This is a genomic window from Providencia sp. PROV109, assembly GCF_033681625.1.
GTDB lineage: Bacteria > Pseudomonadota > Gammaproteobacteria > Enterobacterales > Enterobacteriaceae > Providencia > Providencia hangzhouensis.
Map to the genome: position 1 here is coordinate 65445 of NZ_CP096321.1, position 24816 is coordinate 90260.

General features: G+C 56.9%; 25 protein-coding genes and 4 pseudogenes. 19 read left to right on the top strand and 10 right to left on the bottom strand.

The genetic code is table 11. From position 1 onward, the window contains the following. Positions 1 to 70: 70 nt before the first annotated feature. The 3 genes from M1F25_RS21940 to intI1 form a co-directional block, all read right to left on the bottom strand. Positions 71 to 3043: a Tn3 family transposase gene (locus tag M1F25_RS21940; RefSeq protein ID WP_001138073.1), complete on the bottom strand. Its 2973-nt coding sequence runs from the start codon at positions 3041 to 3043 to the stop codon at positions 71 to 73. Positions 3044 to 3045: 2 nt separating this feature from the next. Next, positions 3046 to 3603, bottom strand: a complete 558-nt coding sequence (locus M1F25_RS21945; RefSeq protein ID WP_001162012.1) for a recombinase family protein — start codon at positions 3601 to 3603, stop codon at positions 3046 to 3048. 305 nt (positions 3604 to 3908) lie between these two features. Then, a complete protein-coding gene (intI1, locus tag M1F25_RS21950; RefSeq protein ID WP_000845048.1) occupies positions 3909 to 4922 on the bottom strand; it encodes a class 1 integron integrase IntI1 in 1014 nt (337 codons plus the stop codon). Positions 4923 to 5128: 206 nt separating this feature from the next. Here intI1 and aac(6')-Ib point away from each other — a divergent pair, with 206 nt between their 5' ends. The 4 genes from aac(6')-Ib to M1F25_RS21970 all read left to right on the top strand — a co-directional run bounded on the left by aac(6')-Ib (position 5129) and on the right by M1F25_RS21970 (position 7425). Further along, positions 5129 to 5707, top strand: coding sequence for an AAC(6')-Ib family aminoglycoside 6'-N-acetyltransferase (aac(6')-Ib, locus tag M1F25_RS21955; protein WP_015058213.1), 579 nt, complete (start codon positions 5129 to 5131; stop codon positions 5705 to 5707). 168 nt (positions 5708 to 5875) lie between these two features. Next, complete coding sequence (locus tag M1F25_RS21960) at positions 5876 to 6223, top strand: quaternary ammonium compound efflux SMR transporter QacE delta 1 (protein ID WP_000679427.1); 348 nt, start codon at positions 5876 to 5878, stop codon at positions 6221 to 6223. Then, positions 6217 to 7056 (top strand): sulfonamide-resistant dihydropteroate synthase Sul1, encoded by an 840-nt coding sequence (sul1, locus tag M1F25_RS21965; protein WP_000259031.1) that lies wholly within the window; start codon positions 6217 to 6219, stop codon positions 7054 to 7056. The genes M1F25_RS21960 and sul1 overlap by 7 nt, the downstream gene beginning before the upstream one ends. Positions 7057 to 7182: 126 nt before the next feature. Continuing rightward, a complete protein-coding gene (locus M1F25_RS21970; RefSeq protein ID WP_000376617.1) occupies positions 7183 to 7425 on the top strand; it encodes a hypothetical protein in 243 nt (80 codons plus the stop codon). 83 nt (positions 7426 to 7508) lie between these two features. On the opposite strand, the gene M1F25_RS21975 is transcribed toward M1F25_RS21970, so the two are convergent. After that, positions 7509 to 7808 (bottom strand): DUF2293 domain-containing protein, encoded by a 300-nt coding sequence (locus M1F25_RS21975; protein ID WP_001183923.1) that lies wholly within the window; start codon positions 7806 to 7808, stop codon positions 7509 to 7511. Positions 7809 to 7921: 113 nt separating this feature from the next. Then, complete coding sequence (locus M1F25_RS21980; RefSeq protein ID WP_016479969.1) at positions 7922 to 8092, bottom strand: hypothetical protein; 171 nt, start codon at positions 8090 to 8092, stop codon at positions 7922 to 7924. A gap of 332 nt (positions 8093 to 8424) precedes the next feature. Here M1F25_RS21980 and M1F25_RS21985 point away from each other — a divergent pair. Next, positions 8425 to 8976: pseudogene (locus tag M1F25_RS21985) on the top strand (DNA cytosine methyltransferase); the annotation flags it as partial. A 381-nt stretch (positions 8977 to 9357) separates the two neighbouring features. Then, positions 9358 to 9972, top strand: a complete 615-nt coding sequence (locus M1F25_RS21990; protein WP_000413042.1) for an endonuclease III domain-containing protein — start codon at positions 9358 to 9360, stop codon at positions 9970 to 9972. Positions 9973 to 10069: 97 nt separating this feature from the next. On the opposite strand, the gene M1F25_RS21995 is transcribed toward M1F25_RS21990, so the two are convergent. Further along, the gene (locus M1F25_RS21995; protein ID WP_000855769.1) at positions 10070 to 10915 is read right to left on the bottom strand and encodes an RmtC family 16S rRNA (guanine(1405)-N(7))-methyltransferase; all 846 of its coding nucleotides are present in this window, start codon (positions 10913 to 10915) and stop codon (positions 10070 to 10072) included. Between the two features lie 309 nt (positions 10916 to 11224). On the opposite strand from M1F25_RS21995, the gene M1F25_RS22000 reads away from it, so the two are divergent. From M1F25_RS22000 to M1F25_RS22015, 4 genes are all read left to right on the top strand, one after another. Next, positions 11225 to 11922, top strand: a protein-coding gene (locus M1F25_RS22000) for an IS1 family transposase (protein ID WP_223174630.1) whose coding sequence is annotated in 2 segments (ribosomal slippage) — positions 11225 to 11474 and positions 11474 to 11922 — 699 coding nt in all. Because the reading frame shifts where the segments join, the coding sequence is not laid out codon by codon here. A 197-nt stretch (positions 11923 to 12119) separates the two neighbouring features. Next, the gene (locus M1F25_RS22005; RefSeq protein ID WP_004201164.1) at positions 12120 to 12932 is read left to right on the top strand and encodes a subclass B1 metallo-beta-lactamase NDM-1; all 813 of its coding nucleotides are present in this window, start codon (positions 12120 to 12122) and stop codon (positions 12930 to 12932) included. Between the two features lie 3 nt (positions 12933 to 12935). Beyond that, positions 12936 to 13301, top strand: a complete 366-nt coding sequence (gene ble / locus M1F25_RS22010; protein ID WP_004201167.1) for a bleomycin binding protein Ble-MBL — start codon at positions 12936 to 12938, stop codon at positions 13299 to 13301. 4 nt (positions 13302 to 13305) lie between these two features. Further along, complete coding sequence (locus tag M1F25_RS22015; protein WP_004201168.1) at positions 13306 to 13944, top strand: phosphoribosylanthranilate isomerase; 639 nt, start codon at positions 13306 to 13308, stop codon at positions 13942 to 13944. A 10-nt stretch (positions 13945 to 13954) separates the two neighbouring features. Here the strand turns inward: M1F25_RS22015 and M1F25_RS22020 are convergent. The 3 genes and pseudogenes from M1F25_RS22020 to cutA form a co-directional block, all read right to left on the bottom strand. Continuing rightward, positions 13955 to 14521, bottom strand: a pseudogene (locus M1F25_RS22020) (twin-arginine translocation (TAT) pathway signal sequence domain protein); the annotation flags it as partial. 90 nt (positions 14522 to 14611) lie between these two features. Then, positions 14612 to 14986, bottom strand: a pseudogene (locus tag M1F25_RS22025) (protein-disulfide reductase DsbD domain-containing protein); the annotation flags it as partial. A gap of 4 nt (positions 14987 to 14990) precedes the next feature. Then, a complete protein-coding gene (gene cutA / locus M1F25_RS22030) occupies positions 14991 to 15320 on the bottom strand; it encodes a divalent-cation tolerance protein CutA (RefSeq protein ID WP_004201171.1) in 330 nt (109 codons plus the stop codon). A gap of 193 nt (positions 15321 to 15513) precedes the next feature. On the opposite strand from cutA, the gene groES reads away from it, so the two are divergent. The 6 genes and pseudogenes from groES (at position 15514) to M1F25_RS22060 (ending at position 21796) form a co-directional block, all read left to right on the top strand. After that, positions 15514 to 15804, top strand: a complete 291-nt coding sequence (gene groES / locus M1F25_RS22035) for a co-chaperone GroES (RefSeq protein ID WP_004201172.1) — start codon at positions 15514 to 15516, stop codon at positions 15802 to 15804. A gap of 55 nt (positions 15805 to 15859) precedes the next feature. After that, entirely contained in the window at positions 15860 to 17500 is a 1641-nt protein-coding gene (gene groL, locus M1F25_RS22040; protein ID WP_004201176.1) for a chaperonin GroEL, read from the top strand. 224 nt (positions 17501 to 17724) lie between these two features. Next, positions 17725 to 18267 (top strand): annotated as a pseudogene (locus M1F25_RS22045) (transposase zinc-binding domain-containing protein); the annotation flags it as partial. Between the two features lie 91 nt (positions 18268 to 18358). Continuing rightward, positions 18359 to 20761, top strand: coding sequence for an RHS repeat-associated core domain-containing protein (locus M1F25_RS22050; protein WP_004201181.1), 2403 nt, complete (start codon positions 18359 to 18361; stop codon positions 20759 to 20761). Beyond that, on the top strand, positions 20751 to 21173 hold the full coding sequence (locus M1F25_RS22055; protein WP_001165345.1) for a hypothetical protein: 423 nt from the start codon (positions 20751 to 20753) through the stop codon (positions 21171 to 21173). Before M1F25_RS22050 ends, M1F25_RS22055 begins: the two co-directional genes overlap by 11 nt. A gap of 170 nt (positions 21174 to 21343) precedes the next feature. After that, positions 21344 to 21796, top strand: a complete 453-nt coding sequence (locus M1F25_RS22060) for a hypothetical protein (RefSeq protein WP_000791469.1) — start codon at positions 21344 to 21346, stop codon at positions 21794 to 21796. A 15-nt stretch (positions 21797 to 21811) separates the two neighbouring features. Here the strand turns inward: M1F25_RS22060 and M1F25_RS22065 are convergent, their stop codons facing one another. Continuing rightward, positions 21812 to 22414, bottom strand: a complete 603-nt coding sequence (locus M1F25_RS22065) for a hypothetical protein (RefSeq protein ID WP_000278322.1) — start codon at positions 22412 to 22414, stop codon at positions 21812 to 21814. A gap of 269 nt (positions 22415 to 22683) precedes the next feature. Between M1F25_RS22065 and M1F25_RS22070 the strand changes: the two genes are divergently transcribed. The 3 genes from M1F25_RS22070 to M1F25_RS22080 all read left to right on the top strand — a co-directional run bounded on the left by M1F25_RS22070 (position 22684) and on the right by M1F25_RS22080 (position 24813). Next, complete coding sequence (locus M1F25_RS22070) at positions 22684 to 22965, top strand: hypothetical protein (protein WP_000575657.1); 282 nt, start codon at positions 22684 to 22686, stop codon at positions 22963 to 22965. A 298-nt stretch (positions 22966 to 23263) separates the two neighbouring features. Continuing rightward, complete coding sequence (locus M1F25_RS22075) at positions 23264 to 23800, top strand: hypothetical protein (RefSeq protein ID WP_000949433.1); 537 nt, start codon at positions 23264 to 23266, stop codon at positions 23798 to 23800. A 2-nt stretch (positions 23801 to 23802) separates the two neighbouring features. Further along, the gene (locus tag M1F25_RS22080; RefSeq protein WP_000543934.1) at positions 23803 to 24813 is read left to right on the top strand and encodes a tyrosine-type recombinase/integrase; all 1011 of its coding nucleotides are present in this window, start codon (positions 23803 to 23805) and stop codon (positions 24811 to 24813) included. Positions 24814 to 24816: the final 3 nt, after the last annotated feature.

Here is a 24816-nt window from a genome sequence, read left to right on the forward strand (position 1 = left end):
TCCGAATGAAAGCCTATCCTCAGCATAGTACCGGGAAGGAGGGAGTGACCATCTCATTAAATAAAGCACGCTAAGCCGGTGGCAGCGGTCGCAATGGCCTAAACTTCCCCGCACCGACCTTGGCGCTGCTGCGCCATAGGTAATCGCCGGTCAGGTTGATGTGCTCCCACCCCAGCGGCGACAGATATTGCAACAATGTGTCGTCCAGCGCCGTGCCGTTGCCACGCAAAGCACTGGTGGCACGCTCCAGATATACCGTGTTCCACAACACGATGGCCGCCGTCACCAGATTGAGGCCGCTGGCCCGGTAGCGCTGCTGCTCAAAACTGCGGTCGCGGATTTCACCCAATCGGTAGAAGAAGACCGCCCTGGCCAGCGCGTTGCGCGCCTCGCCCTTATTCAGCCCCGCATGGACGCGGCGGCGCAGCTCCACGCTTTGCAGCCAATCCAAAATGAACAGCGTGCGCTCGATGCGCCCCAGCTCGCGCAACGCCACGGCCAAGCCGTTCTGGCGCGGGTAGCTGCCGAGTTTGCGCAGCATCAGCGAAGCCGTTACCGTGCCTTGCTTGATGGAGGTGGCCAGCCGCAGAATTTCATCCCAATGGGCGCGTATTTGCTTGATGTTCAGCCTGTCGCTGCTAATCATCGGCTTGAGCGCGTCATAGGCGGCATCGCCCTTGGGGATGAATAGCTTGGTTTCGCCCAAGTCACGGATACGCGGCGCGAAGCGAAATCCCAGCAAATGCATCAAGCCAAACACGTGATCGGTGAAGCCTGCCGTGTCGGTGTAGTGTTCCTCGATGCGCAAGTCCGACTCGTGGTACAGCAGGCCATCAAGCACGTAAGTTGAATCACGAATGCCCACGTTGACCACCTTGGCACTGAAGGGCGCGTACTGGTCGGAGATATGGGTGTAGAAAGTCCGTCCTGGACTGCTTCCATACTTCGGGTTGATATGACCAGTGCTTTCTGCTTTGCTGCCGGTTCTGAAGTTCTGGCCGTCCGACGATGACGTGGTGCCGTCACCCCAGTTGCCGGCGAAGGGTTGCCGAAACTGCGCATTCACCAGCTCGGCCAGCGCCGTCGAATAGGTTTCATCGCGGATGTGCCAGGCTTGCAGCCAAGACAGCTTGGCGTAGGTGGTGCCAGGGCAGGACTCGGCCATTTTGGTCAGACCCAGGTTGATCGCGTCGGCCAGGATCGTCGTCAACAGCAAGGTTTTGTCCTTGGCCGTGTCGCTGGTCTTCAGGTGTGTGAAGTGGCGGGTGAAGCCCGTCCATTCATCGACCTCCATCAGCAACTCGGTGATTTTGAGGTGCGGCAGCAGCATAGCTGTCTGGTCGATCATGGCTTGCGCGGCGTCTGGTACTGCCGCGTCCAGCGGCGTGATCTTCAGGCCTGACGCGGTGGTGATGATGGCATCCGGTAAGTCGTTGGCCGCAGCCATGCGGTTGACTGTGGCGAGTTGCGCCTCCAACAATTCCAACCGGTCATGCAGGTATTGGTCGCAGTCGGTGGCCACTGCCAGCGGCAATTCGCTGGCCAGCTTCAAAGTGGCGAACTTCTCGACCGGCACCAGGTATTCGTCGAAGTCCTTGAACTGGCGAGAACCCTGCACCCAGACATCACCGGAGCGCAGCGCGTTCTTCAGCTCCGACAGGGCGCATAACTCGTAGTAACGCCGGTCGATGCCGTCGTCGGTCAGAACCAGCTTTGCCCAGCGCGGCTTGATGAATGCGGTTGGCGCATCGGCGGGCACCTTGCGCGCGCTGTCGCTGTTCATGCCGCGCAGCATGTCGATGGCATCGAGCACACCCTTGGCGGCGGGCGCAGCCCGCAATTTGAGCACGCCCAGGAACTGCGGCGCGTAGCGGCGTAGCGTGGCATAGCTTTCACCGATGTGGTGCAGGAAATCAAAGTCGGCAGGCCGCGCCAATGTTTGCGCTTCGGTGACGCTGGCGGCGAAGGTGTCCCAGGGCATAACGGCCTCGATGGCGGCGAACGGATCGCTGCCGCTTTGCTTGGCCTCAATCAACGCTTGACCGATGCGCCCATACATCCGCACCTTGTCGTTGATCGCCTTGCCGGAAGCCTGGAACTGCTGCTGATGCTTGTTCTTGGCCGCGTTGAACAGCTTGCCGATGATGCGATCGTGAAGGTCGATGATTTCATCGGTGACGGTGGCCATGCCTTCGATGGCCAGCGCTACCAGCGTGGCATAGCGTCGTTGCACCTCGAACTTTGCCAGATCAGCAGGCGTCATCTGGCCACCTTCACGAGCGATTTTGAGCAGGCGGTTCTGGTGAACCTGCCGCTCGATGCCTGCGGGCAGATCAAGTGCTTGCCAGGATTTCAGGCGCTCAATATGTTCGAGCATGTGGCGAGAGTTCGGTTTGGCAGGCGACTGGCGCAGCCATGCCAGCCACGTCACTTTACTGCCGTCCTTGCGCTTGAGAAGTTCGTCCAGGCGCTGACGGTGGGGTGATAACAAAGAATCGGTCAGCGCCGCGTAAATGCGTCGGTTGGCACGGGTGATGGCCTCGGCGCTTGCGCGCTCGATGGCATTCATGGCGGGCAGGATAATGCTCTGCCGCCGCAGATTCTCGACAAGTGCGCTCGCCAGCACGATGCCTTTGTCGGTCTGCAAGGCCAGCTCGGTCAATGTATGCACGGCTTGCCGATAGTGGCTCATGGTGAAGGGCTTGAACCCAAAAACCGTTTGCAGCTCGACCAAGTGCTCCCGCCGTGTCTGTTCGCGCTGGCCGTACTCGCTCCAACTTTCCACTGGCATCTTGAGTTGCGCGGCCACCATGCGCAACAGGGGCGGAAACGGAGGCTCATCGACGCCCAAAAAGGTGCCAGGGAATCGCAAGTAGCAAAGCTGCACAGCGAAGCCCAATCGATTCGCGGCGCCGCGACGCTGACGGATCACCGACAGGTCGGTTTCGTTGAACGTGTAGTGCCGTATCAGTTCGTCTTTGGCATCTGGCAGTGCCAGCAGGCTTTCGCGCTCGGTGGCGGACAGGATTGAGCGGCGTGGCATGGTCAGTCTTCCCGCAGGTACTGGTACAAGGTTTCGCGGCTGATGCCGAAGTCACGGGCCACCAAGGTTTTTTGGTCGCCTGCCGCAACTCGCCGTTTCAACTCGGCAATTTGTTCGCTGTTCAGCGATTTCTTTCGTCCCCGGTAGGCACCGCGCTGCTTGGCCAGCACGATTCCCTCGCGCTGACGTTCGCGGATCAGGGCGCGCTCGAACTCAGCGAAGGCTCCCATGACCGACAGCATCAGATTGGCCATCGGTGAGTCCTCGCCGGTGAACTTCAGCCCTTCTTTGACGAACTCCATGCGCACGCCCCGTTGTGTCAGCCCTTGGACGATGCGGCGCAGGTCATCAAGGTTGCGTGCCAGCCTGTCCATGCTATGCACCACCACGGTGTCGCCCTCGCGGACGAAGGCCAGCAGCCTTTCCAGCTCGGGACGCTGGGTGTCCTTGCCAGAAGCCTTGTCGGTGAACACCCGCGCCACCTGAACACCCTCCAATTGCCGTTCCGGGTTCTGGTCGAAGCTGCTGACGCGGACATAGCCGATGCGTTGACCTTGCAAGATGCCTCCAAAGGCAAAAGTGTCAGGATGAAATCTATTACCTTTGACGGAATATGTCAATCAATAGGAAATTTAACTCTATTCTGACATCGTTTGCACATGGTGTCGTTTTCAGAAGACGGCTGCACTGAACGTCAGAAGCCGACTGCACTATAGCAGCGGAGGGGTTGGATCCATCAGGCAACGACGGGCTGCTGCCGGCCATCAGCGGACGCAGGGAGGACTTTCCGCAACCGGCCGTTCGATGCGGCACCGATGGCCTTCGCGCAGGGGTAGTGAATCCGCCAGGATTGACTTGCGCTGCCCTACCTCTCACTAGTGAGGGGCGGCAGCGCATCAAGCGGTGAGCGCACTCCGGCACCGCCAACTTTCAGCACATGCGTGTAAATCATCGTCGTAGAGACGTCGGAATGGCCGAGCAGATCCTGCACGGTTCGAATGTCGTAACCGCTGCGGAGCAAGGCCGTCGCGAACGAGTGGCGGAGGGTGTGCGGTGTGGCGGGCTTCGTGATGCCTGCTTGTTCTACGGCACGTTTGAAGGCGCGCTGAAAGGTCTGGTCATACATGTGATGGCGACGCACGACACCGCTCCGTGGATCGGTCGAATGCGTGTGCTGCGCAAAAACCCAGAACCACGGCCAGGAATGCCCGGCGCGCGGATACTTCCGCTCAAGGGCGTCGGGAAGCGCAACGCCGCTGCGGCCCTCGGCCTGGTCCTTCAGCCACCATGCCCGTGCACGCGACAGCTGCTCGCGCAGGCTGGGTGCCAAGCTCTCGGGTAACATCAAGGCCCGATCCTTGGAGCCCTTGCCCTCCCGCACGATGATCGTGCCGTGATCGAAATCCAGATCCTTGACCCGCAGTTGCAAACCCTCACTGATCCGCATGCCCGTTCCATACAGAAGCTGGGCGAACAAACGATGCTCGCCTTCCAGAAAACCGAGGATGCGAACCACTTCATCCGGGGTCAGCACCACCGGCAAGCGCCGCGACGGCCGAGGTCTTCCGATCTCCTGAAGCCAGGGCAGATCCGTGCACAGCACCTTGCCGTAGAAGAACAGCAAGGCCGCCAATGCCTGACGATGCGTGGAGACCGAAACCTTGCGCTCGTTCGCCAGCCAGGACAGAAATGCCTCGACTTCGCTGCTGCCCAAGGTTGCCGGGTGACGCACACCGTGGAAACGGATGAAGGCACGAACCCAGTGGACATAAGCCTGTTCGGTTCGTAAACTGTAATGCAAGTAGCGTATGCGCTCACGCAACTGGTCCAGAACCTTGACCGAACGCAGCGGTGGTAACGGCGCAGTGGCGGTTTTCATGGCTTGTTATGACTGTTTTTTTGTACAGTCTATGCCTCGGGCATCCAAGCAGCAAGCGCGTTACGCCGTGGGTCGATGTTTGATGTTATGGAGCAGCAACGATGTTACGCAGCAGGGCAGTCGCCCTAAAACAAAGTTGGGCGAACCCGGAGCCTCATTAATTGTTAGCCGTTAAAATTAAGCCCTTTACCAAACCAATACTTATTATGAAAAACACAATACACAGCATCGTGACCAACAGCAACGATTCCGTCACACTGCGCCTCATGACTGAGCATGACCTTGCGATGCTCTATGAGTGGCTAAATCGATCTCATATCGTCGAGTGGTGGGGCGGAGAAGAAGCACGCCCGACACTTGCTGACGTACAGGAACAGTACTTGCCAAGCGTTTTAGCGCAAGAGTCCGTCACTCCATACATTGCAATGCTGAATGGAGAGCCGATTGGGTATGCCCAGTCGTACGTTGCTCTTGGAAGCGGGGACGGATGGTGGGAAGAAGAAACCGATCCAGGAGTACGCGGAATAGACCAGTTACTGGCGAATGCATCACAACTGGGCAAAGGCTTGGGAACCAAGCTGGTTCGAGCTCTGGTTGAGTTGCTGTTCAATGATCCCGAGGTCACCAAGATCCAAACGGACCCGTCGCCGAGCAACTTGCGAGCGATCCGATGCTACGAGAAAGCGGGGTTTGAGAGGCAAGGTACCGTAACCACCCCAGATGGTCCAGCCGTGTACATGGTTCAAACACGCCAGGCATTCGAGCGAACACGCAGTGATGCCTAACCCTTCCATCGAGGGGGACGTCCAAGGGCTGGCGCCCTTGGCCGCCCCTCATGTCAAACGTTAGATGCACTAAGCACATAATTGCTCACAGCCAAACTATCAGGTCAAGTCTGCTTTTATTATTTTTAAGCGTGCATAATAAGCCCTACACAAATTGGGAGATATATCATGAAAGGCTGGCTTTTTCTTGTTATCGCAATAGTTGGCGAAGTAATCGCAACATCCGCATTAAAATCTAGCGAGGGCTTTACTAAGCTTGCCCCTTCCGCCGTTGTCATAATCGGTTATGGCATCGCATTTTATTTTCTTTCTCTGGTTCTGAAATCCATCCCTGTCGGTGTTGCTTATGCAGTCTGGTCGGGACTCGGCGTCGTCATAATTACAGCCATTGCCTGGTTGCTTCATGGGCAAAAGCTTGATGCGTGGGGCTTTGTAGGTATGGGGCTCATAATTGCTGCCTTTTTGCTCGCCCGATCCCCATCGTGGAAGTCGCTGCGGAGGCCGACGCCATGGTGACGGTGTTCGGCATTCTGAATCTCACCGAGGACTCCTTCTTCGATGAGAGCCGGCGGCTAGACCCCGCCGGCGCTGTCACCGCGGCGATCGAAATGCTGCGAGTCGGATCAGACGTCGTGGATGTCGGACCGGCCGCCAGCCATCCGGACGCGAGGCCTGTATCGCCGGCCGATGAGATCAGACGTATTGCGCCGCTCTTAGACGCCCTGTCCGATCAGATGCACCGTGTTTCAATCGACAGCTTCCAACCGGAAACCCAGCGCTATGCGCTCAAGCGCGGCGTGGGCTACCTGAACGATATCCAAGGATTTCCTGACCCTGCGCTCTATCCCGATATTGCTGAGGCGGACTGCAGGCTGGTGGTTATGCACTCAGCGCAGCGGGATGGCATCGCCACCCGCACCGGTCACCTTCGACCCGAAGACGCGCTCGACGAGATTGTGCGGTTCTTCGAGGCGCGGGTTTCCGCCTTGCGACGGAGCGGGGTCGCTGCCGACCGGCTCATCCTCGATCCGGGGATGGGATTTTTCTTGAGCCCCGCACCGGAAACATCGCTGCACGTGCTGTCGAACCTTCAAAAGCTGAAGTCGGCGTTGGGGCTTCCGCTATTGGTCTCGGTGTCGCGGAAATCCTTCTTGGGCGCCACCGTTGGCCTTCCTGTAAAGGATCTGGGTCCAGCGAGCCTTGCGGCGGAACTTCACGCGATCGGCAATGGCGCTGACTACGTCCGCACCCACGCGCCTGGAGATCTGCGAAGCGCAATCACCTTCTCGGAAACCCTCGCGAAATTTCGCAGTCGCGACGCCAGAGACCGAGGGTTAGATCATGCCTAGCATTCACCTTCCGGCCGCCCGCTAGCGGACCTGGTCAGGTTCCGCGAAGGTGGGCGCAGACATGCTGGGCTCGTCAGGATCAAACTGCACTATGAGGCGGCGGTTCATACCGCGCCAGGGGAGCGAATGGACAGCGAGGAGCCTCCGAACGTTCGGGTCGCCTGCTCGGGTGATATCGACGAGGTTGTGCGGCTGATGCACGACGCTGCGGCGTGGATGTCCGCCAAGGGAACGCCCGCCTGGGACGTCGCGCGGATCGACCGGACATTCGCGGAGACCTTCGTCCTGAGATCCGAGCTCCTAGTCGCGAGTTGCAGCGACGGCATCCATGTCTCGACGATGCCAGCGGAGTGCTTAAGCTACTCCTAGCGCATTGGGCGCTGGGACGGGGCGGGGGTGCATAGCCATGCACCGGCGGATAAGCGTGCGCGCGGCTCGCTCCACCGATTTGGCTAGGGGAGCGCGGTGCTGCGCCAGCTTTCTAGAATGTCGCTTACTTCGCGGCTGACAATTAACCGCGCCTCGGCGCGAGCCATACCGGAGATCGCCAAAAGTCGATCGTAGTCGGTAAGTTGGTGGCGGGCGAAGGTTGAGGCCACAATGCCGACGACCTTGCCTAGCGAGGCTTCTGTCCACCGTTTGGCCAGAATCCGTTCGATGAGGATCTCGCGGTATTCCGGCGGGCAGCGAGCTTGATGTTTGCGAAAATGTCGCTCGACCGTCCGCCGGGTGAATAATGTGCCTTGCTGCATGCGATGCCTCCAAGGAGACGCTCGCATCGGCCTACGCCAAAAGGGGTCGCATGAGGTGCTTGGGGGCCGCCAAAAGGGTAGCTCAGCGACATGCCTTCCGATGTTGCCGTCAGCTAATCGCCAACCTTGGGGGGCGGCAGTTCGTTCGGCGTTCCCCACGACAATAGCCAGGCTTTCACAGCCTCGTGGCTGATAGTCCGGCCTGCCTCAATGTCGGCAATGCCCTCGGCGGTCGCTTCCTGGTCGTCGTCAAAGTTGTCGGCTTGGGAGTTCACGCAGTCCAACTACCACAACACCCGACCGCCCGGCCACACCGGTCCGACGCCTACGCCTTTACGGCCACACGGTGTAATGGAGGAGAGAGAGCCAACACATGCGCCAGCGCGAATGGCTTGGCGGCGGTCCGCAGGATTTCAGTCGCCGCCTCGTAGGCTTCAGACGGGACCACTCGGTCCGGAGGCGTTGCGGCGGGACCCCTAGTGTGCGCCCTTCACAGACCCTGAGGAGCGCACCGCTCGCCTTCTTGCTGCCCATCGCGATAGCGGGGACATCACAACTGAGCAAACTCAGGGACGCCCAGTGTTGCGGCGGGACATCCACTTCTGCGTTTTTACAGCTGCGCGCCGGCGGGCATCGCAACAGCCATGCGAACGCCGGTGTCGTACCCGCCATCGCTTTCGCGCAGAACAACCGTGGTGAAGTGCGCTTCGAGTCGGGCCATGGCCAGGTGGCTTGCACCGTGCTGTCCAACGGCAAGCCGGGCTACGGCGTGCCGATGGTGGCCTGCGTGTCTCTGCGCGGCCGCGAGCAGGGCCTTGCAGCGGAGCTGGGCGGCAGCGTAGCGGCCACACTGCGTACCAGCGGCGGCGGCGCGGACAAGCCCCATGTGCTGGCCCCCGACTTCGAGGCGCATTTCCGCTACGACTGGAACGACCCCGGCCCCGGCGACTGGTCGCACTGGCGGGTGCGGCGGCTGATGCCGACGGAGTGCGAGCGGCTGCAAGGCATGCCCGATGACTACACGCTGATCCCCTACCGCGGCAAGCCCGCCGCGGATGCGCCGCGCTACAAAGCAATCGGCAACTCCATGGCCGTCCCGTGCATGGCATGGCTGGGCCAGCGCCTGGTGCAGTGCCTGCACAAGACGGGCTCGACCGCTTCGGATTGATCGGCGACGCAGCCTGCGGGCCGCGCCATTCTCCCTCCTGCATTGCCGACGTATCGGCAGCAGCCCGCAGCCAGGGTGTCAAGGCTGCCGTGGGTTCCCCCCGCGCCACCCGCCAGTTCGCCTCGGCATCTCACCGGCGAACGCTGCCCACCGGGGCATCGATGCCTCTTTTCTCCAACCCACGGGATGGCCGCCACGTCCCGTCAGGGGCATGTCGCCACCCGGTCGATTTCAGGAGAATTTTAAAGTTTTTACCATCATTCTTGTCACTGTTACCTTTCGAACTCACATTAAATTCTTTCATCTTCTAAAAATTAATATTAACTAATGTATAATCCTACTGTGAACAAGAAAACGCGTGCAAAATATGTATTAGAAGAGATGGAAAAGCTTTTTCCGGATAGTAGCTCAGAGTTGAGGAACTGGGAAACAGATTTCCAATTTCTTCTTTGCATCATTTTATCAGCTCAGACGACTGATTTGCAGGTGAATAAAGTGACTCATAATCTATTCGCTAAATATCCTGATCCGGCTTCACTTTCGGAGGCGGAAGTCGGAGAGGTAGAGAAGATATTAAGCTCTATAAATTACTATCGCACTAAATCTAAGAATATTGTAAATGCGGCTAAGGTTGTGAAAACTAGGTTTCACGGCCGAGTTCCTAGGAGTGTAGAAAAATTGATCGAAATCCCAGGCGTCGGATTGAAGACTGCTAATGTATATTTGAATAGTATGTATCAAGCGAATCAGGGAGTGGGAGCAGACACTCATGTGATGCGAGTTTCGAGGAGACTTGGTTTCACGGATAGTCGTGACCCTAGGAAGGTCGCAATCGCGCTACAAAAGCTGTATCCGAAAAAAGATTGGTACCGAGTTACGGCGTTATTTGTCTTGTATGGGAGGTACTATTGCAAGGCTAGAGTCAAGCCAGAAAATAGCAAATGTATTTTTAAGGAATTTTGTACTCACTGTAGTGGTTTGGATCCTTATAGCTAGGCGAGGTGTGTTAGAATTTGCCTTCGTAGAGGCGGAAGTTACACATGCACGACTTACGTATTATACACCTCAAAGAAAAATCTTCTCCACCCTAAAGTTACAATCTCGATACGATAAAATACATCTCGTTTCCTAATTTCAATTTTTGCATGATTCTCAGATCTGACCCAACAAGATCATTCTCGAACTTAACAGTGTAATTCTCTTCCATCCCAACATCTCTCCCACTTATAGTTTTAATAGGAAAAGAGATCACAGCATTTTTGTATTTCCACTCTTGAAGAATTTTCAAACCAGAGGCCTCTTCCTGCCGATCGAGTAGAGTATATAGCTTGAACATAAGTAGAAGATCACTCTCGCCTGACGGATCGGATAATATATCTCCCTGTTTGACAACAATACCCTCTGGGGCGTTAAGCGTTCTCAACGAGTGTTCGATCGCTTCGATCATACCTTTATCAAGATCGAAACCTATGTATTGCCCAAGCATGCCAGCCTCCGTAAAGAATGGAAAAGAAAATGGATTCAAAGCGCAACCTGCATCGGTGATACTTGTTGGAACCCCTGTTACCTCAAAGATCTTTTGGTAAAGCTCATCGTAAGCCACCGTTCGCTCATTTGTTGAAGTGTGCAAGTTCAATATTTTCAGGCAGATCTCTTTTTCCCACTCCGTACGAGTTGCTTCATCCGTAGTTGGATTTGGTATCTCATGAATTATCTTCTCAATCTTCTTCTCCAACCTTTTCCCATCGATCCCACCAATATAAGCACCATATGCTTGATGCAATTTCTTGCGAACCTCCTTCTCTAGCTGCTTGGGAGGGTATCGATCGAAAAGCCTCTCAGTTACACGTCGTACAGTTGGTGGATAAAGTGTGGAGTATTTACCACTTGTGAGTACTTTGGCTGTTACTTCTTCGATATAATTATCGTTGGTTTTCATATATGGTCTGTGAAAAAGGATTATTTTAATCCTAAATTCCACGTGTGTTTTTTATTAGCTTCAAAAATCACTATTTCACGAAGAATTTAGACTGCTTCTCACACATTGTAACATTATTTACAACCACCTTTCAATCATTTTTGATAAATCATTGATTTCATCTTTGCTGCAATGATACTTAATAAACTCTGCAAGTTATCCACAGAGCAACACTCAATTTTATTGATGATATTCTTATTATACCAGACATTTTTGGTGATGCTACCAACTTGCTGATTTAGTGTATAATGGTGTTTTTGAGGTGCTCCCGTGGCTTCAGTCTCCGTCTGCTGTCCCTCCTGTTCCGCTACTGAAGGCGTGATGCGTAATGGCAAAAGTACTGCCGGGCATCAACGTTATCTCTGCTCTCACTGCCGTAAAACATGGCAGCTCACCTTCACTTATGCCGCTTCTCAGCCCGGTACACACCAGAAAATCATTGATATGGCTATGAACGGCGTCGGTTGCCGTGCCACCGCACGACTAATGGGCGTGGGCCTCAACACCATTTTGCGCCATTTAAAAAACTCAGGCCGCAGTCAGTAACCTCCCGGATACAGCCGGGCAGTGATGTCATTGTCTGTGCGGAGATGGACGAGCAATGGGGCTACGTCGGTGCAAAATCACGTCAGCGCTGGCTGTTTTACGCGTATGACAGGATACGCAGGGCGGTGGTAGCCCACGTTTTCGGTGAACGCACTATGGCCACACTGGAGCGTCTTCTGAGCCTGCTGTCAGTTTTTGACGTGGTGGTATGGATGACGGACGGCTGGCCGATGTATGAGTCACGTCTGAAGGGAAAACTGCACGTCATCAGTAAGCGTTACACGCAGCGAATTGAGCGACACAACCTGAATCTGAGACAGCATCTGGCAAGGCTGGGCAGGAAGTCCCTGTCGTTCTCAAAATCGGTGGAGCTGCATGACAAAGTCATCGGGCACTATCTGAACATAAAACACTATCAGTAAATTGGAGTCATTACCAGATTGGCTTACACCATTAGAGAAATTTGCTCAGCTTGTTGATTATCATATGGCTTTTGAAACTGTCGCACCTCATGTTTGAATTCGCCCCATATTTTTGCTACAGTGAACCAAATTAAGATCATCTATTTACTAGGCCTCGCATTTGCGGGGTTTTTAATGCTGAATAAAAGGAAAACTTGATGGAATTGCCCAATATTATGCACCCGGTCGCGAAGCTGAGCACCGCATTAGCCGCTGCATTGATGCTGAGCGGGTGCATGCCCGGTGAAATCCGCCCGACGATTGGCCAGCAAATGGAAACTGGCGACCAACGGTTTGGCGATCTGGTTTTCCGCCAGCTCGCACCGAATGTCTGGCAGCACACTTCCTATCTCGACATGCCGGGTTTCGGGGCAGTCGCTTCCAACGGTTTGATCGTCAGGGATGGCGGCCGCGTGCTGGTGGTCGATACCGCCTGGACCGATGACCAGACCGCCCAGATCCTCAACTGGATCAAGCAGGAGATCAACCTGCCGGTCGCGCTGGCGGTGGTGACTCACGCGCATCAGGACAAGATGGGCGGTATGGACGCGCTGCATGCGGCGGGGATTGCGACTTATGCCAATGCGTTGTCGAACCAGCTTGCCCCGCAAGAGGGGATGGTTGCGGCGCAACACAGCCTGACTTTCGCCGCCAATGGCTGGGTCGAACCAGCAACCGCGCCCAACTTTGGCCCGCTCAAGGTATTTTACCCCGGCCCCGGCCACACCAGTGACAATATCACCGTTGGGATCGACGGCACCGACATCGCTTTTGGTGGCTGCCTGATCAAGGACAGCAAGGCCAAGTCGCTCGGCAATCTCGGTGATGCCGACACTGAGCACTACGCCGCGTCAGCGCGCGCGTTTGGTGCGGCGTTCCCCAAGGCCAGCATGATCGTGATGAGCCATTCCGCCCCCGATAGCCGCGCCGCAATCACTCATACGGCCCGCATGGCCGACAAGCTGCGCTGAGCCATGGCTGACCACGTCACCCCCAATCTGCCATCGCGCGATTTCGATGTGACAGAGGCGTTTTATGCGAAGCTGGGCTTTGCGACGAGTTGGAAGGATCGCGGCTGGATGATCCTGCAGCGCGGCGGTTTGCAGCTCGAATTCTTCCCCTATCCTGACCTCGACCCAGCTACGAGCTCGTTCGGCTGTTGCCTGCGGTTGGATGATCTCGATGCCATGGTGGCATTGGTGAACGCGGCGGGAGCCGAGGAAAAAAGCACCGGCTGGCCGCGCTTCAAAGCTCCGCAACTGGAGGCGAGCGGCCTGAGGATCGGCTACCTGATCGATCCCGACTGCACGCTGGTGCGGCTGATCCAGAACCCCGACTGACCGCATGCCCGCGAAAATCAAGATTTGCGGGATCAGCACACCCGAGGCGCTCGATGCGACCATCGCGGCGCGGGCGGACTATGCCGGGTTGGTGTTCTATCCAGCGTCGCCCCGTGCGGTTACGTCGAATGTCGCGGGCGCTTTGACATCGCGCGCAGCTGGCCAGATCGCCATGGTCGGTTTGTTCGTCGATGCGGATGATGCTGTCATCGCCGACGCACTGGTGGCAGCCAAGCTGAACGCGCTGCAGCTGCACGGTTCGGAATCGCCCGAACGCGTGGCCCAGTTGCGCGCGCGGTTTGGCAAGCCGGTGTGGAAGGCGCTGCCCGTCGCCAGCGCCAGCGATGTCGCACGCGCCGCAGCCTATGCCGGGGCGGCGGACTTGATCTTGTTCGACGCCAAGACCCCCAAAGGCGCGCTGCCCGGCGGCATGGGGTTGGCGTTCGACTGGTCGCTGCTGGCCGGATATCGCGGTGCCTTGCCGTGGGGGCTGGCAGGCGGGCTAAATCCGACGAATGTTGCCGAGGCGATTGCGCGCACCGGAGCGCCGCTGGTCGATACCTCCAGCGGCGTCGAAAGCGCGCCGGGCGTCAAGGATACCGACAAGATTACCAATTTCGCCTTTGCGGTGCGCTTGGCCTAAATCGCGTCGATCAATAGGCGTCGTTCAGCGCAAAGATCGGCTTGCGGGTGCGCCACTGCCCTCGGGTGAAGTCGGGAAAATCTAACGTGCGATTGCCCTCAGCAATCGATTGTTCCGACAGAGGCGTGATCGCGCTCCAGGCCAGCGCGTCGTAAATGTCGATTGGCATCGGGGCCTTGGCCTTCAGCGCCTCGACAAAAGCGTGGATCACGAACCAGTCCATCCCGCCATGCCCGGCCCCTGCCGCCAGATCGGCGTAGCGTTTCCATAGCGGGTGATCGTATTTCGCAAACCAGCCCTCGGCAGGCTCCCAGCGGTGCGGCTGTGGGCTCTTGCCCTCCAGATAGATCGACTTGTTGACGTCCATCCACAGCCCCTCGGTGCCTTGCACCCGAAAGCCGAGAGAATAGGGGCGCGGCAGCGAGGTGTCGTGGCACAGCATGATCGTTTCACCATTAGTGCAGCCGATCATGGTGTTGACCACATCACCCAGTGCGAATTTCACCTCGGCGTTGGGATGATCGGCAGAGCCGTTCTTGACGACATAATCATGCAGCCCGCGCGCCTTACAGCCGAAGCCGCCAGCGCCCGCTTCGCCCGGCAACGCGACCTTCAGGGTGCGGGTCTGCGGCGGGTAGCACACGCCGGCATCGGCGCAGCCCTGGTACTTCACGGTCAGGGTGGTCGCGCTCGCGCCGGCCGCGGGCGTGCCGGTGAGGGTGCCGAGCAATTCCTTGCGGTAGGTTTCGACGTCGCCGAAGAATTCGTCGCGGTAGGCCTTGCCCTTCGGCAGCGCCATGGTCGCGCCGGTGAAGGCGGCATCGGCCTTGACCGAGGTGCGGTGCCGGTACAGGTAATAGCCGTCGGCGATCCGCCAGCGCACCTCGATGCGGTCCGGCGCGGTGGCCTGCGCGGACAGGACGAAGACCTCGTCGACCGGCGGCAGTTCGAAGTCCTGGGCGACGGCCGAGGTCGCGGGCAGCGCAAGCAGCAGGGCGAGCCCGGCCAGCCAGCGGCGCAGGCGGATCGTGGATGCGGTCATTGGCTCAGTTTACCGGTCGGCTCTCGGCGGCCAGCCATTGCAGGTATTCGGGCAGGCCGGACGCGGCTTCGACCGCGAGCAGCTCCGGGAGTTCGTAGGGATGCAGTTGGCGCAGGCGTTCCTGCAGGGCGGGGTAGGCCTCGGCACTGGTCTTGACCAGCAGCAGGACCTCGGCCGCGGCCTCGACCTTGCGTTGCCAGCGATAGACCGAACGCAGGCCGGGCAGGAGGTTGACGCAGGCGGCCAGGCGCTCGGCCACCAGCGCGGTGGCGATGCGCTCGGCGCTGTCGGCGTCGGGACAGGTGCAGAAGCAGATCAGGGCGCTCACCGGCATAGGGTAGCGGCTGCCCCGATCCGGCGGGCCTGGCGGACATCCGCGTGCGGCCCTTGAAAGTCGGCGGGCCCGCCCCATCTCGGTGGCATGCCGGGTTCGCCCGGTTCTGTTGTCCGCGGTTTGGCACTCGCTTCGCGCGACTGCTAAAATCGCCGGGTTTTTCCACGTCAATCAACCATTTACCGAGGTTGCCATGTCCAATATCAAGCCGCTGCACGACCGCGTGGTCATCAAGCGCATGGAAGAAGAGAAGCTGTCCGCCGGCGGGATCGTGATCCCGGATTCGGCCACCGAGAAGCCGATCAAGGGCGAAGTCGTCGCCGTCGGCACCGGCAAGGTGCTGGACAACGGCCAGGTCCGCGCGCCGCAGGTCAAGGTCGGCGACAAGGTGCTGTTCGGCAAGTACAGCGGCACCGAAGTGAAGCTGGACGGCGTCGAGCTGCTGGTGGTGAAGGAAGACGACCTGTTCGCGATCCTCGGCTGATCGCGCGTCGCTCCCACACATTTCTCATCCGAATAATTTTTCGAGGTAATTCGCAATGGCTGCCAAGGACATTCGTTTCGGCGAAGACGCGCGCTCCAAGATGGTGCGCGGCGTCAACGTGCTCGCCAACGCCGTGAAGGCGACCCTCGGCCCGAAGGGCCGCAACGTCGTGCTGCAGAAGAGCTACGGCGCGCCGACCATCACCAAGGACGGCGTCTCCGTCGCCAAGGAAATCGAACTGGCTGACGCGTTCGAGAACATGGGCGCGCAGATGGTGAAGGAAGTCGCTTCCAAGACCTCCGACAACGCCGGCGACGGCACCACCACCGCCACCGTGCTGGCGCAGGCGTTCATCCGCGAGGGCATGAAGGCGGTCGCCGCCGGCATGAACCCGATGGACCTGAAGCGCGGCATCGACCAGGCGGTGAAGGCCGCGGTCGGCGAACTGAAGTCGCTGTCCAAGCCGTCGTCGACCAGCAAGGAAATCGCCCAGGTCGGCGCGATCTCCGCGAACTCGGATGCCAACATCGGCGACCTGATCGCGCAGGCGATGGACAAGGTCGGCAAGGAAGGCGTGATCACGGTCGAGGAAGGCAGCGGCCTGGACAACGAACTCGACGTGGTCGAGGGCATGCAGTTCGACCGCGGCTACCTGAGCCCGTACTTCGTCAACAACCAGCAGTCGATGTCGGCCGACCTGGATGATCCCTTCATCCTGCTGTACGACAAGAAGATCTCCAACGTGCGCGACCTGCTGCCCGTCCTCGAGGGCGTGGCCAAGGCCGGCAAGCCGCTGCTGATCGTGGCGGAGGAAGTCGAAGGCGAAGCGCTGGCGACCCTGGTGGTCAACACCATCCGCGGCATCGTCAAGGTCTGCGCGGTGAAGGCCCCGGGCTTCGGCGACCGTCGCAAGGCGATGCTGGAAGACATGGCGATCCTGACCGGCGGCGTGGTGATTTCCGAGGAAGTCGGCCTGTCGCTGGAGAAGGCCACCATCAAGGACCTCGGCCGCGCCAAGAAGATCCAGGTGTCGAAGGAAAACACCACCATCATCGATGGCGCCGGCGAAGGCGCGGGCATCGAGGCGCGCATCAAGCAGATCAAGGCGCAGATCGAGGAGACCTCCTCCGACTACGACCGCGAGAAGCTGCAGGAGCGCGTGGCCAAGCTGGCCGGCGGCGTTGCGGTGATCAAGGTCGGTGCCGCCACCGAAGTCGAGATGAAGGAAAAGAAGGCGCGCGTCGAAGACGCCCTGCACGCGACCCGTGCGGCCGTCGAGGAAGGCATCGTCCCGGGCGGCGGCGTCGCCCTGATCCGTGCCAAGGCGGCGATCGCCGGCATCAAGGGCGTGAACGAAGACCAGAACCACGGCATCCAGATCGCCCTGCGCGCGATGGAAGCCCCGCTGCGCGAGATCGTGACCAATGCCGGCGATGAGCCGTCGGTCATCCTCAACCGCGTGGTCGAAGGTTCGGGTGCGTTCGGCTACAACGCCGCCAACGGCGAGTTCGGCGACATGATCGAGTTCGGCATCCTGGACCCGACCAAGGTCACCCGCACCGCGCTGCAGAACGCCGCGTCGATCGCGGGCCTGATGATCACCACCGAAGCGATGGTGGCCGAGGCCCCGAAGAAGGACGAGCCGGCGATGCCGGCCGGCGGCGGCATGGGCGGCATGGGCGGCATGGATTTCTAAGCCCCGCGATCCATCAAGCAAGACCACAAAGCCCGGCCTCGTGCCGGGCTTTGTGCGTTCTGGCGTCCGAGGCGGGAGACTTCCTACCCGCCCCGCGGCAATGTCTGACGCGAAGATCAGAAAACGCCGATATGAACGCGTGCTCGCGGGCGCAACCCTGAGCAGCCGTCCCTGCAACGGAGCGCTGCGTGCCGCGCCTGACCGCACCCCGGCGGCAGGCCGAGGTGTGCGCGCCACTGCCGGCCGCCCACGCCGCTGCGCGTTACGCGCGCCACCTGCCCGAGCGCACGCTGCTGTACGCGCTAGTGCAGGCGCACTACCCGGACTTCATCGCGCGTCTTGAGGCCGAAGACCGCCCGCTGCCCGAGTATGTGCGCGAGGAGTTCGAGACCTACCTGCGCTGCGGCGTGCTCGAGCACGGCTTCCTGCGCGTGGTCTGCGAGCACTGTCGTGCCGAGAGGCTGGTGGCGTATTCCTGCAAGAAGCGCGGGCTGTGCCCGAGCTGCGGCGCACGGCGCATGGCCGAGTCGGCGCGGCATCTGGTGGACGAGGTGTTCGGCCCGCGGCCGGTGCGGCAATGGGTGCTGAGTTTCCCGTACCCGTTGCGCTTCCTGTTCGCCAGCAAGCCTGAGGCGATCGGCCCGGTGCTGGGCATCGTGCATCGTGTGATCGCCGGTTGGCTTGCCGATCAGGCCGGCGTGCCGCGGGATACGGCGCAATGCGGCGTGGTGACCCTGATCCAGCGCTTCGGCAGCGCGCTGAATCTCAAGTGTAACCCAAACCCTCACCTATGACGCCAGAGGAAGACTTGTCAGCTCCACTGGGCCAGAAGGAACCACGGTCTACAACTATGATGCTGTGGGCCTCCTGAGTTCGCTGACCAAGCCAAATGGTGCAACCGTCAGCTATGAGTACGACGCTGCACATCGGCTGGTGGCGGAAACAGATGCACAGGGCAACCGGCGCGAGCTTGAGCTCAATGACCTCGGGAACCCAGTAGAAGAGCGACTGCTCGATGCGCTGGGCCAGACCCGTTGGATAGAGCGCCGGATCTTCAACGAAATCGGCTGGCTCTCCAGTGTCTCCGACGCCTATAGCAATCAGTCATCGTTTTCCTACGATGTGGTGGCAAACCTGATACAGGAGACCAGTCCCTCTGGTAACACACACTCCTACAAGTACGACGGCTTCCATCACCGGACACAAACGACCGATCCCCTCGGGAAGGTCACGCAGGTGCTCTACAAGGATACCGGCGATGTTTACCGTGTCTCCGACCCTCGTTCGCGCCTGACCTACTACAGCTACAACGGCTTTGGCGAAGTGACCCAGGTCCGGAGCCCGGACACCGGCACCACCGACATTACCTATGACGAAGCCGGTAACGTGGCAACGCGCAAAACGGCCAAGGGGCAAACCACAAGCTACAGCTATGACGCGCTGAACCGGATCATCGAAACCTCCAGCGATGTCGCTGGCGAATCGCCAATTCTGTACGGGTACGACGAAGCAACCTCACCATACGGCATAGGCCGCTTGACCTCAGTCGATGATGGCAACGGTGTCCGGAGATTTGGCTACACCCCCGAAGGATGGCTGGCTTACGAAACCTGGGAAACCCACGGGCAGAGCCTGACTACCCAGTACCAATACGATGGTGCAGGCCTCGTCACGAAGATCACGTATCCCAGTGGCCGTGAGGTCTCCTACACCCGTGACTCAGCCGGTGACGTCATCGAGGTGACAACGACACAAGCAGGCACCACAACAAACCTGGCAAGCCAGATTGAGCGAGCGCCCTTTGGCCCCGTCACCAGTATGGTCAGAGGGAACGGCATTTCAGAAAGCCGCACTCTGGATCTCGATTACCGTGTCACCGGCATCGACGCTGCTAGGGTGCATTCGCTGGTCTATCGGTACACGCCAGACTCGTTGATTTCAGCCATAGACGACAATCTCAGCTCATCAGTCAATCAGTCACTCGGTTATGACGCGGTTGGCCGCATCACCTCTGCTGAGGGGATCTATGGCGTTTTGGGCTATGGCTATGACGCCACCGGCAACAGGACCTCGATCACGACCGATGGCCTGAGCCAAAGCTACACCATCAACTACATGAACAACTGGTTGGTGAAGGCCGGGCAAACCTCCAGAAGCTATGACGCCAATGGCAACCTGACGAAGCAGGGGGCGGATACCTTCACCTATGACAGCCAGAACCGGCTGGTGGCCGCAACGGTCGCGGGAGTGACTGTAAGCTACACATACAACCATCTGGATCAGCGTGTAACCAAGACCCTAAACGGGCATACCCGGCTGCTGGTTTACGACCTGGCAGGAAACCTCATCGAGGAGCTGGACGCGGCCACTGGAGACGTGCTGGCGGAGTACATCTGGCTCGATGGGACACCCTTGGGCTTTGTTCAGTCAGGACAGACCTACCAAGTCCACGTCGATCACCTGGGCACCCCGAAGGCACTGACCGACGTCAGCGGCCAAGTCGTTTGGAAGGCGAGCTACAGCCCGTTCGGTAAGGCCAGCATCATCATCCAGGGGCCAACCTTCAACCTGCGATTCCCAGGACAGTATTACGACGCGGAGACCGGGTTCCACTACAACTGGCGGCGTTACTACGACCCAGCGACCGGGCGGTACATTACCAGCGACCCTCTTGGCCTGATCGATGGAGTAAACACCTACGGGTATGTGCATGGAAACCCTATGTCCAATACCGACCCGACGGGTGAATTTGCGTTTGTTGGTGCAGGTATTGGAGCTGGGTTGGAGCTACTTAGCCAACTAATCGAAAATAATGGGAGTTGGAAATGTGTTAGTTGGTCAAAAGTTGGAATCGCCGGAGCGATTGGGGCTATAGGTGGCGGCTGGGCGTCAGGAGTTTTCAGACATGCCAGCTCCGGTAAATCGTGGTTCAAATTAAGCCAAAAATGGAGCAATGTCTCACCCAGAGTAAGGAAAGTTCAAGGGGTTCCACGAGGTAATGAGCTTCACCATTGGGCTATTCAGAGAAATGGCAAGTTTGGCAAATATGTTCCTGACTCAATAAAAAACCATCCTTGGAACTTGAAGTCCATTCCAAGAGATATTCACCAAAACATTCACGGCAATGGACCTACCCCATATAGCGCATTTGGTCGTTGGTGGCACGGGACGCCTGAATGGGCAAAAGTAGCTCAAGCCTCTCCTGTTAGTGGTGGTTTAGCTGATTCAATAAATGATGAGGGATGCGGTTGTGCAAATTGAATTTCCAGCGCTGCTTGTGAGCAGCAAGAAAAGGTCGCTCTTCGTAGTGGCATCAGAATCCGAGTTCGGGAAATGTACTATTCAGTCTTTGAGGAACGGTTATTTTGAGCTGATGGACATTTATGATTCGGAAGGTCGTCACTACAAAATAGACGAGGTTGCGAGCTACAAGCCGCTAAGTCCATTCTGGTACTGGCCTGTAGAAATTGTGATGTATGGTTCTCGACTGTTTAAGGCTAATTTCAATGCTGTTCTTATCTCTAATCTGGATTGCAAGGAGTTAAAATCTGAACTTTGTGATTTGGCTAAAAAGTACAGAAGTAATTTGGATTCCGGCGTCGGAATTGAAAAGATTATGGAGGAAATGGAGTCTGCCAGAACAATTAAAGAATTGATAAAGGTTTTTGGCTAGTTATTCATTGAATACGCTGGTGTTAGTCTAGCTAACCGACGCCAGCGGCCAAGTGTTTGGAAGGCGAGCCATCATAGAGTCAGTAGAGAGAGATACTTTTGGAAATCAATAGTATTATGATTGGTACAAATGAGTTGTAGCTCCATATTTTAAAGGGGGATTTCAGAGAAATGAAGAATAAGAAGGTAATAACTTTGATAATGGCCGCAGCCGCATCATGCTCGTCAGTCTACGCCGCGACATTACCGACCAGTGAGGTAGACGCATACATACTTGCGATGAACACCATGTCACCTATCACTGCAAAGTACACCATCCAGTACAAGCAAGCGGTTGAGCAGAAATGCAATACAGCCCTGAGCGTTGAGCAGCTCAACTCAAAGGCATTCACCAATGTTGTCCAGGCAATGGTGAGTAGTGAGACCGTCGATAGAATGGGGCTTGATGCTGCTGGTGGATCACTCCAGGATACCCTGTCTGTGATCGGCAAGAACGTCACATGCAGTGACCTGAACGCGCCATTTAAAGCACTCTTGGATGATAAGGACTTCACCAGAAAGCATCAGCACCTATCGAAGGTGCTGCATACTTGGAATGAAGTTGTTTCTCAAAGCAAACCCTGAGTAACAAAAAGGAGCCTAACTGGCTCCTTTTTTAATGGGGATGATGTTACGTTCGTGGACGTTATTTTCACTCGGGATATGTAACGTTGAAAAAGGCGTACCGACAAGAGAGTGGTCACATAGCTCTCCATAATAGATGAGCGACAAAATCTCTTGCTCGTTGATTTTTCCCACCTTAAAAAGGTAATTGATTATTGCTGTATCCAGTAGGTCGTGACACCCATTAAGCAGATCCACGATATTGGCCGCAGCTTCATTTTCCTCTCCGTCATCTCGACCGGCTAATACTGATTCAACCCAAGCCTCAAGGCTCGGATGTCCCTCAGCGAGCTCTATTTGACGGCACTCGTTCTCGATCAACCCTGTGATTGCTTCGTTGAGCGTTCCGCCATAAGTCGGCATGTTGAGAACAACTCCAAATCCGGGGATTTCTTTTTGGATTGGCTTCGCATCCTTGGGAGCTGATTTCAGCCACAGGAAAAACCAGATCCCAGAGCTTATGTCTTCCGGCTTGACCTGGTTGGCCGCAAGGAATTTGGAAACCTCGTTACAGATGATGCCATCTGGCGCTGCCATCTCGTAAATACCCGCCATCAGATCTTCAAGGCTCTTATACATATTATCTCTCGCACCTGTACATGATGTTTTCACTATCGTTGTTAAGCGTTTTTTCAGCAAGTATGTTCCAGCGAGACATCTTATACCATTCCATCTAAATCTGTAAAATTACCGTATTACCGTATTACCGTAATTATGTTAATTACGGTAAATAAATTTAAGTTCTTCTTGCTGTTGTTCTACTTATTAAAATGTACCTTTGAAAAAGTAGAGTTTTTGGAATAGGATAGGTGGTGCTGAATGCCCACTTTTTACAAGGAGCGCGACCAGTGATTTTTGATGTAAGAGCGACCTTTGAAGTGGCACTCCAGACGGACACCCACCTGGTACTTATCGATCTGGATCAGGGAGCATCAGTTACGAACGATGCTGATGCAGTGATCGCCTGGTTGGCCGCAAACCTCGAAGGTGGAATTGGAAAACGTAAGGTGTACTACCGGGACACCGATGGACGCTTTGATGAGCTCAAGGTTAATGCCGGTGCTTTTGCCGGATTTGCACCTTGTAGCGAAGGCCAGCAGACCACCTTGGCTGGGATGCTCGGCCAGTAACTTTGTGTGGAGAACTCGATGTTAAACAAAAACAAATTTGAGAAAGTTTTAAAGAGAATCCTCGATAAGAACTTTGAGCGCTGCTCTATTTGCAGGAAACCATTCCCTGGACCGTGCCATACTTTTGCTGGTTTGGATTCGGACAATAAAGTTCAGAACGTAGGTTCTTGCTGTCGGACCAGTATTGTGGACTTGCGGCATGGAGGTGTGTATACGACCGCTCCTGTAGATACTCAAGAGGGGCAAAGTCAGGCGCATGAGCTACTCGCAACACATCCTTGTAAGGGGATGATGGGGCATGCTTAGCAAAAAAGTCTTTTTCATTAGTCAAGCGGAGGCCGAAAGACTGGAGCCGGTTCCCGGTGCGGCCATGATCTCCATAACTGACCCAGACAAGTCCCCTGCCGCTCTCGGACAGTGGGGGCAGTTGTACCGCGATAGCTTCTATGACGGCGGCTATTCTGAGAACACCATCCACACGATGAAGGCAGCGTTCCGGATGAATTACGCCTCTTACATTGACTCATCCCAGGCTGAAAAGCTGTCCACCTTCCTGGATGGATTGGTTGGTAGCGGTATCGATCAGATCTTCGTTCATTGCTATTACGGAGAATCCAGAAGTGGCGCGGTAGCGCTGTACCTCCAGAACAAACATGGATTCACTCCGAATAAGCCGATCACCAAGCCCAACCGAACAGTTTACGAATTGCTGTGCAATCCAACCAAGTTTGAACCACTGATGCAAAGCTACGAAACGCAACATATGGAGGAGGAACTACCTCTTCACCTCAAAATATGGGATTTTCTTCTCGTTGCGGTCGGGCTTAGGAGGTGACTTTGCACGACACAAACAATGACAAGGAAGAGCTAGTTTCACATGCGAAAGTAAATGTTCCGGCAGAACAAAGCATTCGCGGTGAACTGTTGCCGTCATCGAGCTCGCTCCGGAACATCCAGGACAACCCCGCCGTCGCCTATCTGGTGAGCCTCGGGTCAAAGCGAAGCAGGCAGACCATGAGCTCATTCCTCAACATTGTCGCCAAGATGATCGGGTTTCAGAACCTTCGTGACTGTGCATGGAGCTCAATGAGGCGGCACCACATATTGGCGGTGCTGGAAATGCTGGGGGATGCAGGGAAGGCTCCGGCAACGATCAACACCTACCTGTCAGCGCTCAAAGGGGTGGCTCTTGAAGCCTGGACGATGAAGCAAATTGATACGGATAGCTTCCAGCACATTAAGCAAGTCCGTTCAGTACGTGGATCTCGACTTCCTAAAGGGCGGGCACTTGAACGCCATGAGATTCGCAGCCTCTTTTTCACATGTGAAAGTGATTCAAGCGCCAAAGGGCTTCGGGATGCGGCCATTCTCGGGGTGCTCCTCGGGTGTGGCTTGCGCCGCTCGGAAATCGTTGCGCTGGACATGGGAAGCATGATCTACAAGGACCGCGCTCTCAAGGTTCTTGGCAAGGGCAACAAAGAGAGAATGGCGTATGTGCCTGGTGGCGCATGGAAAAGACTGGATAAGTGGGTTGAAGAGGTTCGAGGAACGCATGAAGGGCCTTTATTCCCGAGGATCAGGCGGTTTGATGATGTGACTGGAGAGCGGATGTCGGATCAGGCCATCTACCACATCTTGGAGACCAGAAGAGTTGAAGCCGGTCTGGAGATGTTTGCGCCCCATGACCTGCGACGCACCTTTGCCTCCTCGATGCTGGATAACGGTGAGGATATTGTGACCGTGAAGGACGCAATGGGCCACTCAAGCATTGCAACTACCCAGAAATATGACAGACGCGGCGATGAGCGTTTGAAGAGAGCGAGCCAACGCCTCGATATAGCGGATTAACAG

Coding starts and splice junctions, on each gene's coding strand:
- M1F25_RS21940 (WP_001138073.1), bottom strand. CDS start 3,043: ATGCCACGCCGCTCAATCCTGTCCGCCACCGAGCGCGAAAGCCTGCTG.
- intI1 (WP_000845048.1), bottom strand. CDS start 4,922: ATGAAAACCGCCACTGCGCCGTTACCACCGCTGCGTTCGGTCAAGGTT.
- M1F25_RS21960 (WP_000679427.1), top strand. CDS start 5,876: ATGAAAGGCTGGCTTTTTCTTGTTATCGCAATAGTTGGCGAAGTAATC.
- sul1 (WP_000259031.1), top strand. CDS start 6,217: ATGGTGACGGTGTTCGGCATTCTGAATCTCACCGAGGACTCCTTCTTC.
- M1F25_RS21970 (WP_000376617.1), top strand. CDS start 7,183: ATGGACAGCGAGGAGCCTCCGAACGTTCGGGTCGCCTGCTCGGGTGAT.
- M1F25_RS21975 (WP_001183923.1), bottom strand. CDS start 7,808: ATGCAGCAAGGCACATTATTCACCCGGCGGACGGTCGAGCGACATTTT.
- M1F25_RS21990 (WP_000413042.1), top strand. CDS start 9,358: ATGGAAAAGCTTTTTCCGGATAGTAGCTCAGAGTTGAGGAACTGGGAA.
- M1F25_RS21995 (WP_000855769.1), bottom strand. CDS start 10,915: ATGAAAACCAACGATAATTATATCGAAGAAGTAACAGCCAAAGTACTC.
- M1F25_RS22005 (WP_004201164.1), top strand. CDS start 12,120: ATGGAATTGCCCAATATTATGCACCCGGTCGCGAAGCTGAGCACCGCA.
- ble (WP_004201167.1), top strand. CDS start 12,936: ATGGCTGACCACGTCACCCCCAATCTGCCATCGCGCGATTTCGATGTG.
- M1F25_RS22015 (WP_004201168.1), top strand. CDS start 13,306: ATGCCCGCGAAAATCAAGATTTGCGGGATCAGCACACCCGAGGCGCTC.
- cutA (WP_004201171.1), bottom strand. CDS start 15,320: ATGCCGGTGAGCGCCCTGATCTGCTTCTGCACCTGTCCCGACGCCGAC.
- groES (WP_004201172.1), top strand. CDS start 15,514: ATGTCCAATATCAAGCCGCTGCACGACCGCGTGGTCATCAAGCGCATG.
- groL (WP_004201176.1), top strand. CDS start 15,860: ATGGCTGCCAAGGACATTCGTTTCGGCGAAGACGCGCGCTCCAAGATG.
- M1F25_RS22060 (WP_000791469.1), top strand. CDS start 21,344: ATGAAGAATAAGAAGGTAATAACTTTGATAATGGCCGCAGCCGCATCA.
- M1F25_RS22065 (WP_000278322.1), bottom strand. CDS start 22,414: ATGTATAAGAGCCTTGAAGATCTGATGGCGGGTATTTACGAGATGGCA.
- M1F25_RS22075 (WP_000949433.1), top strand. CDS start 23,264: ATGCTTAGCAAAAAAGTCTTTTTCATTAGTCAAGCGGAGGCCGAAAGA.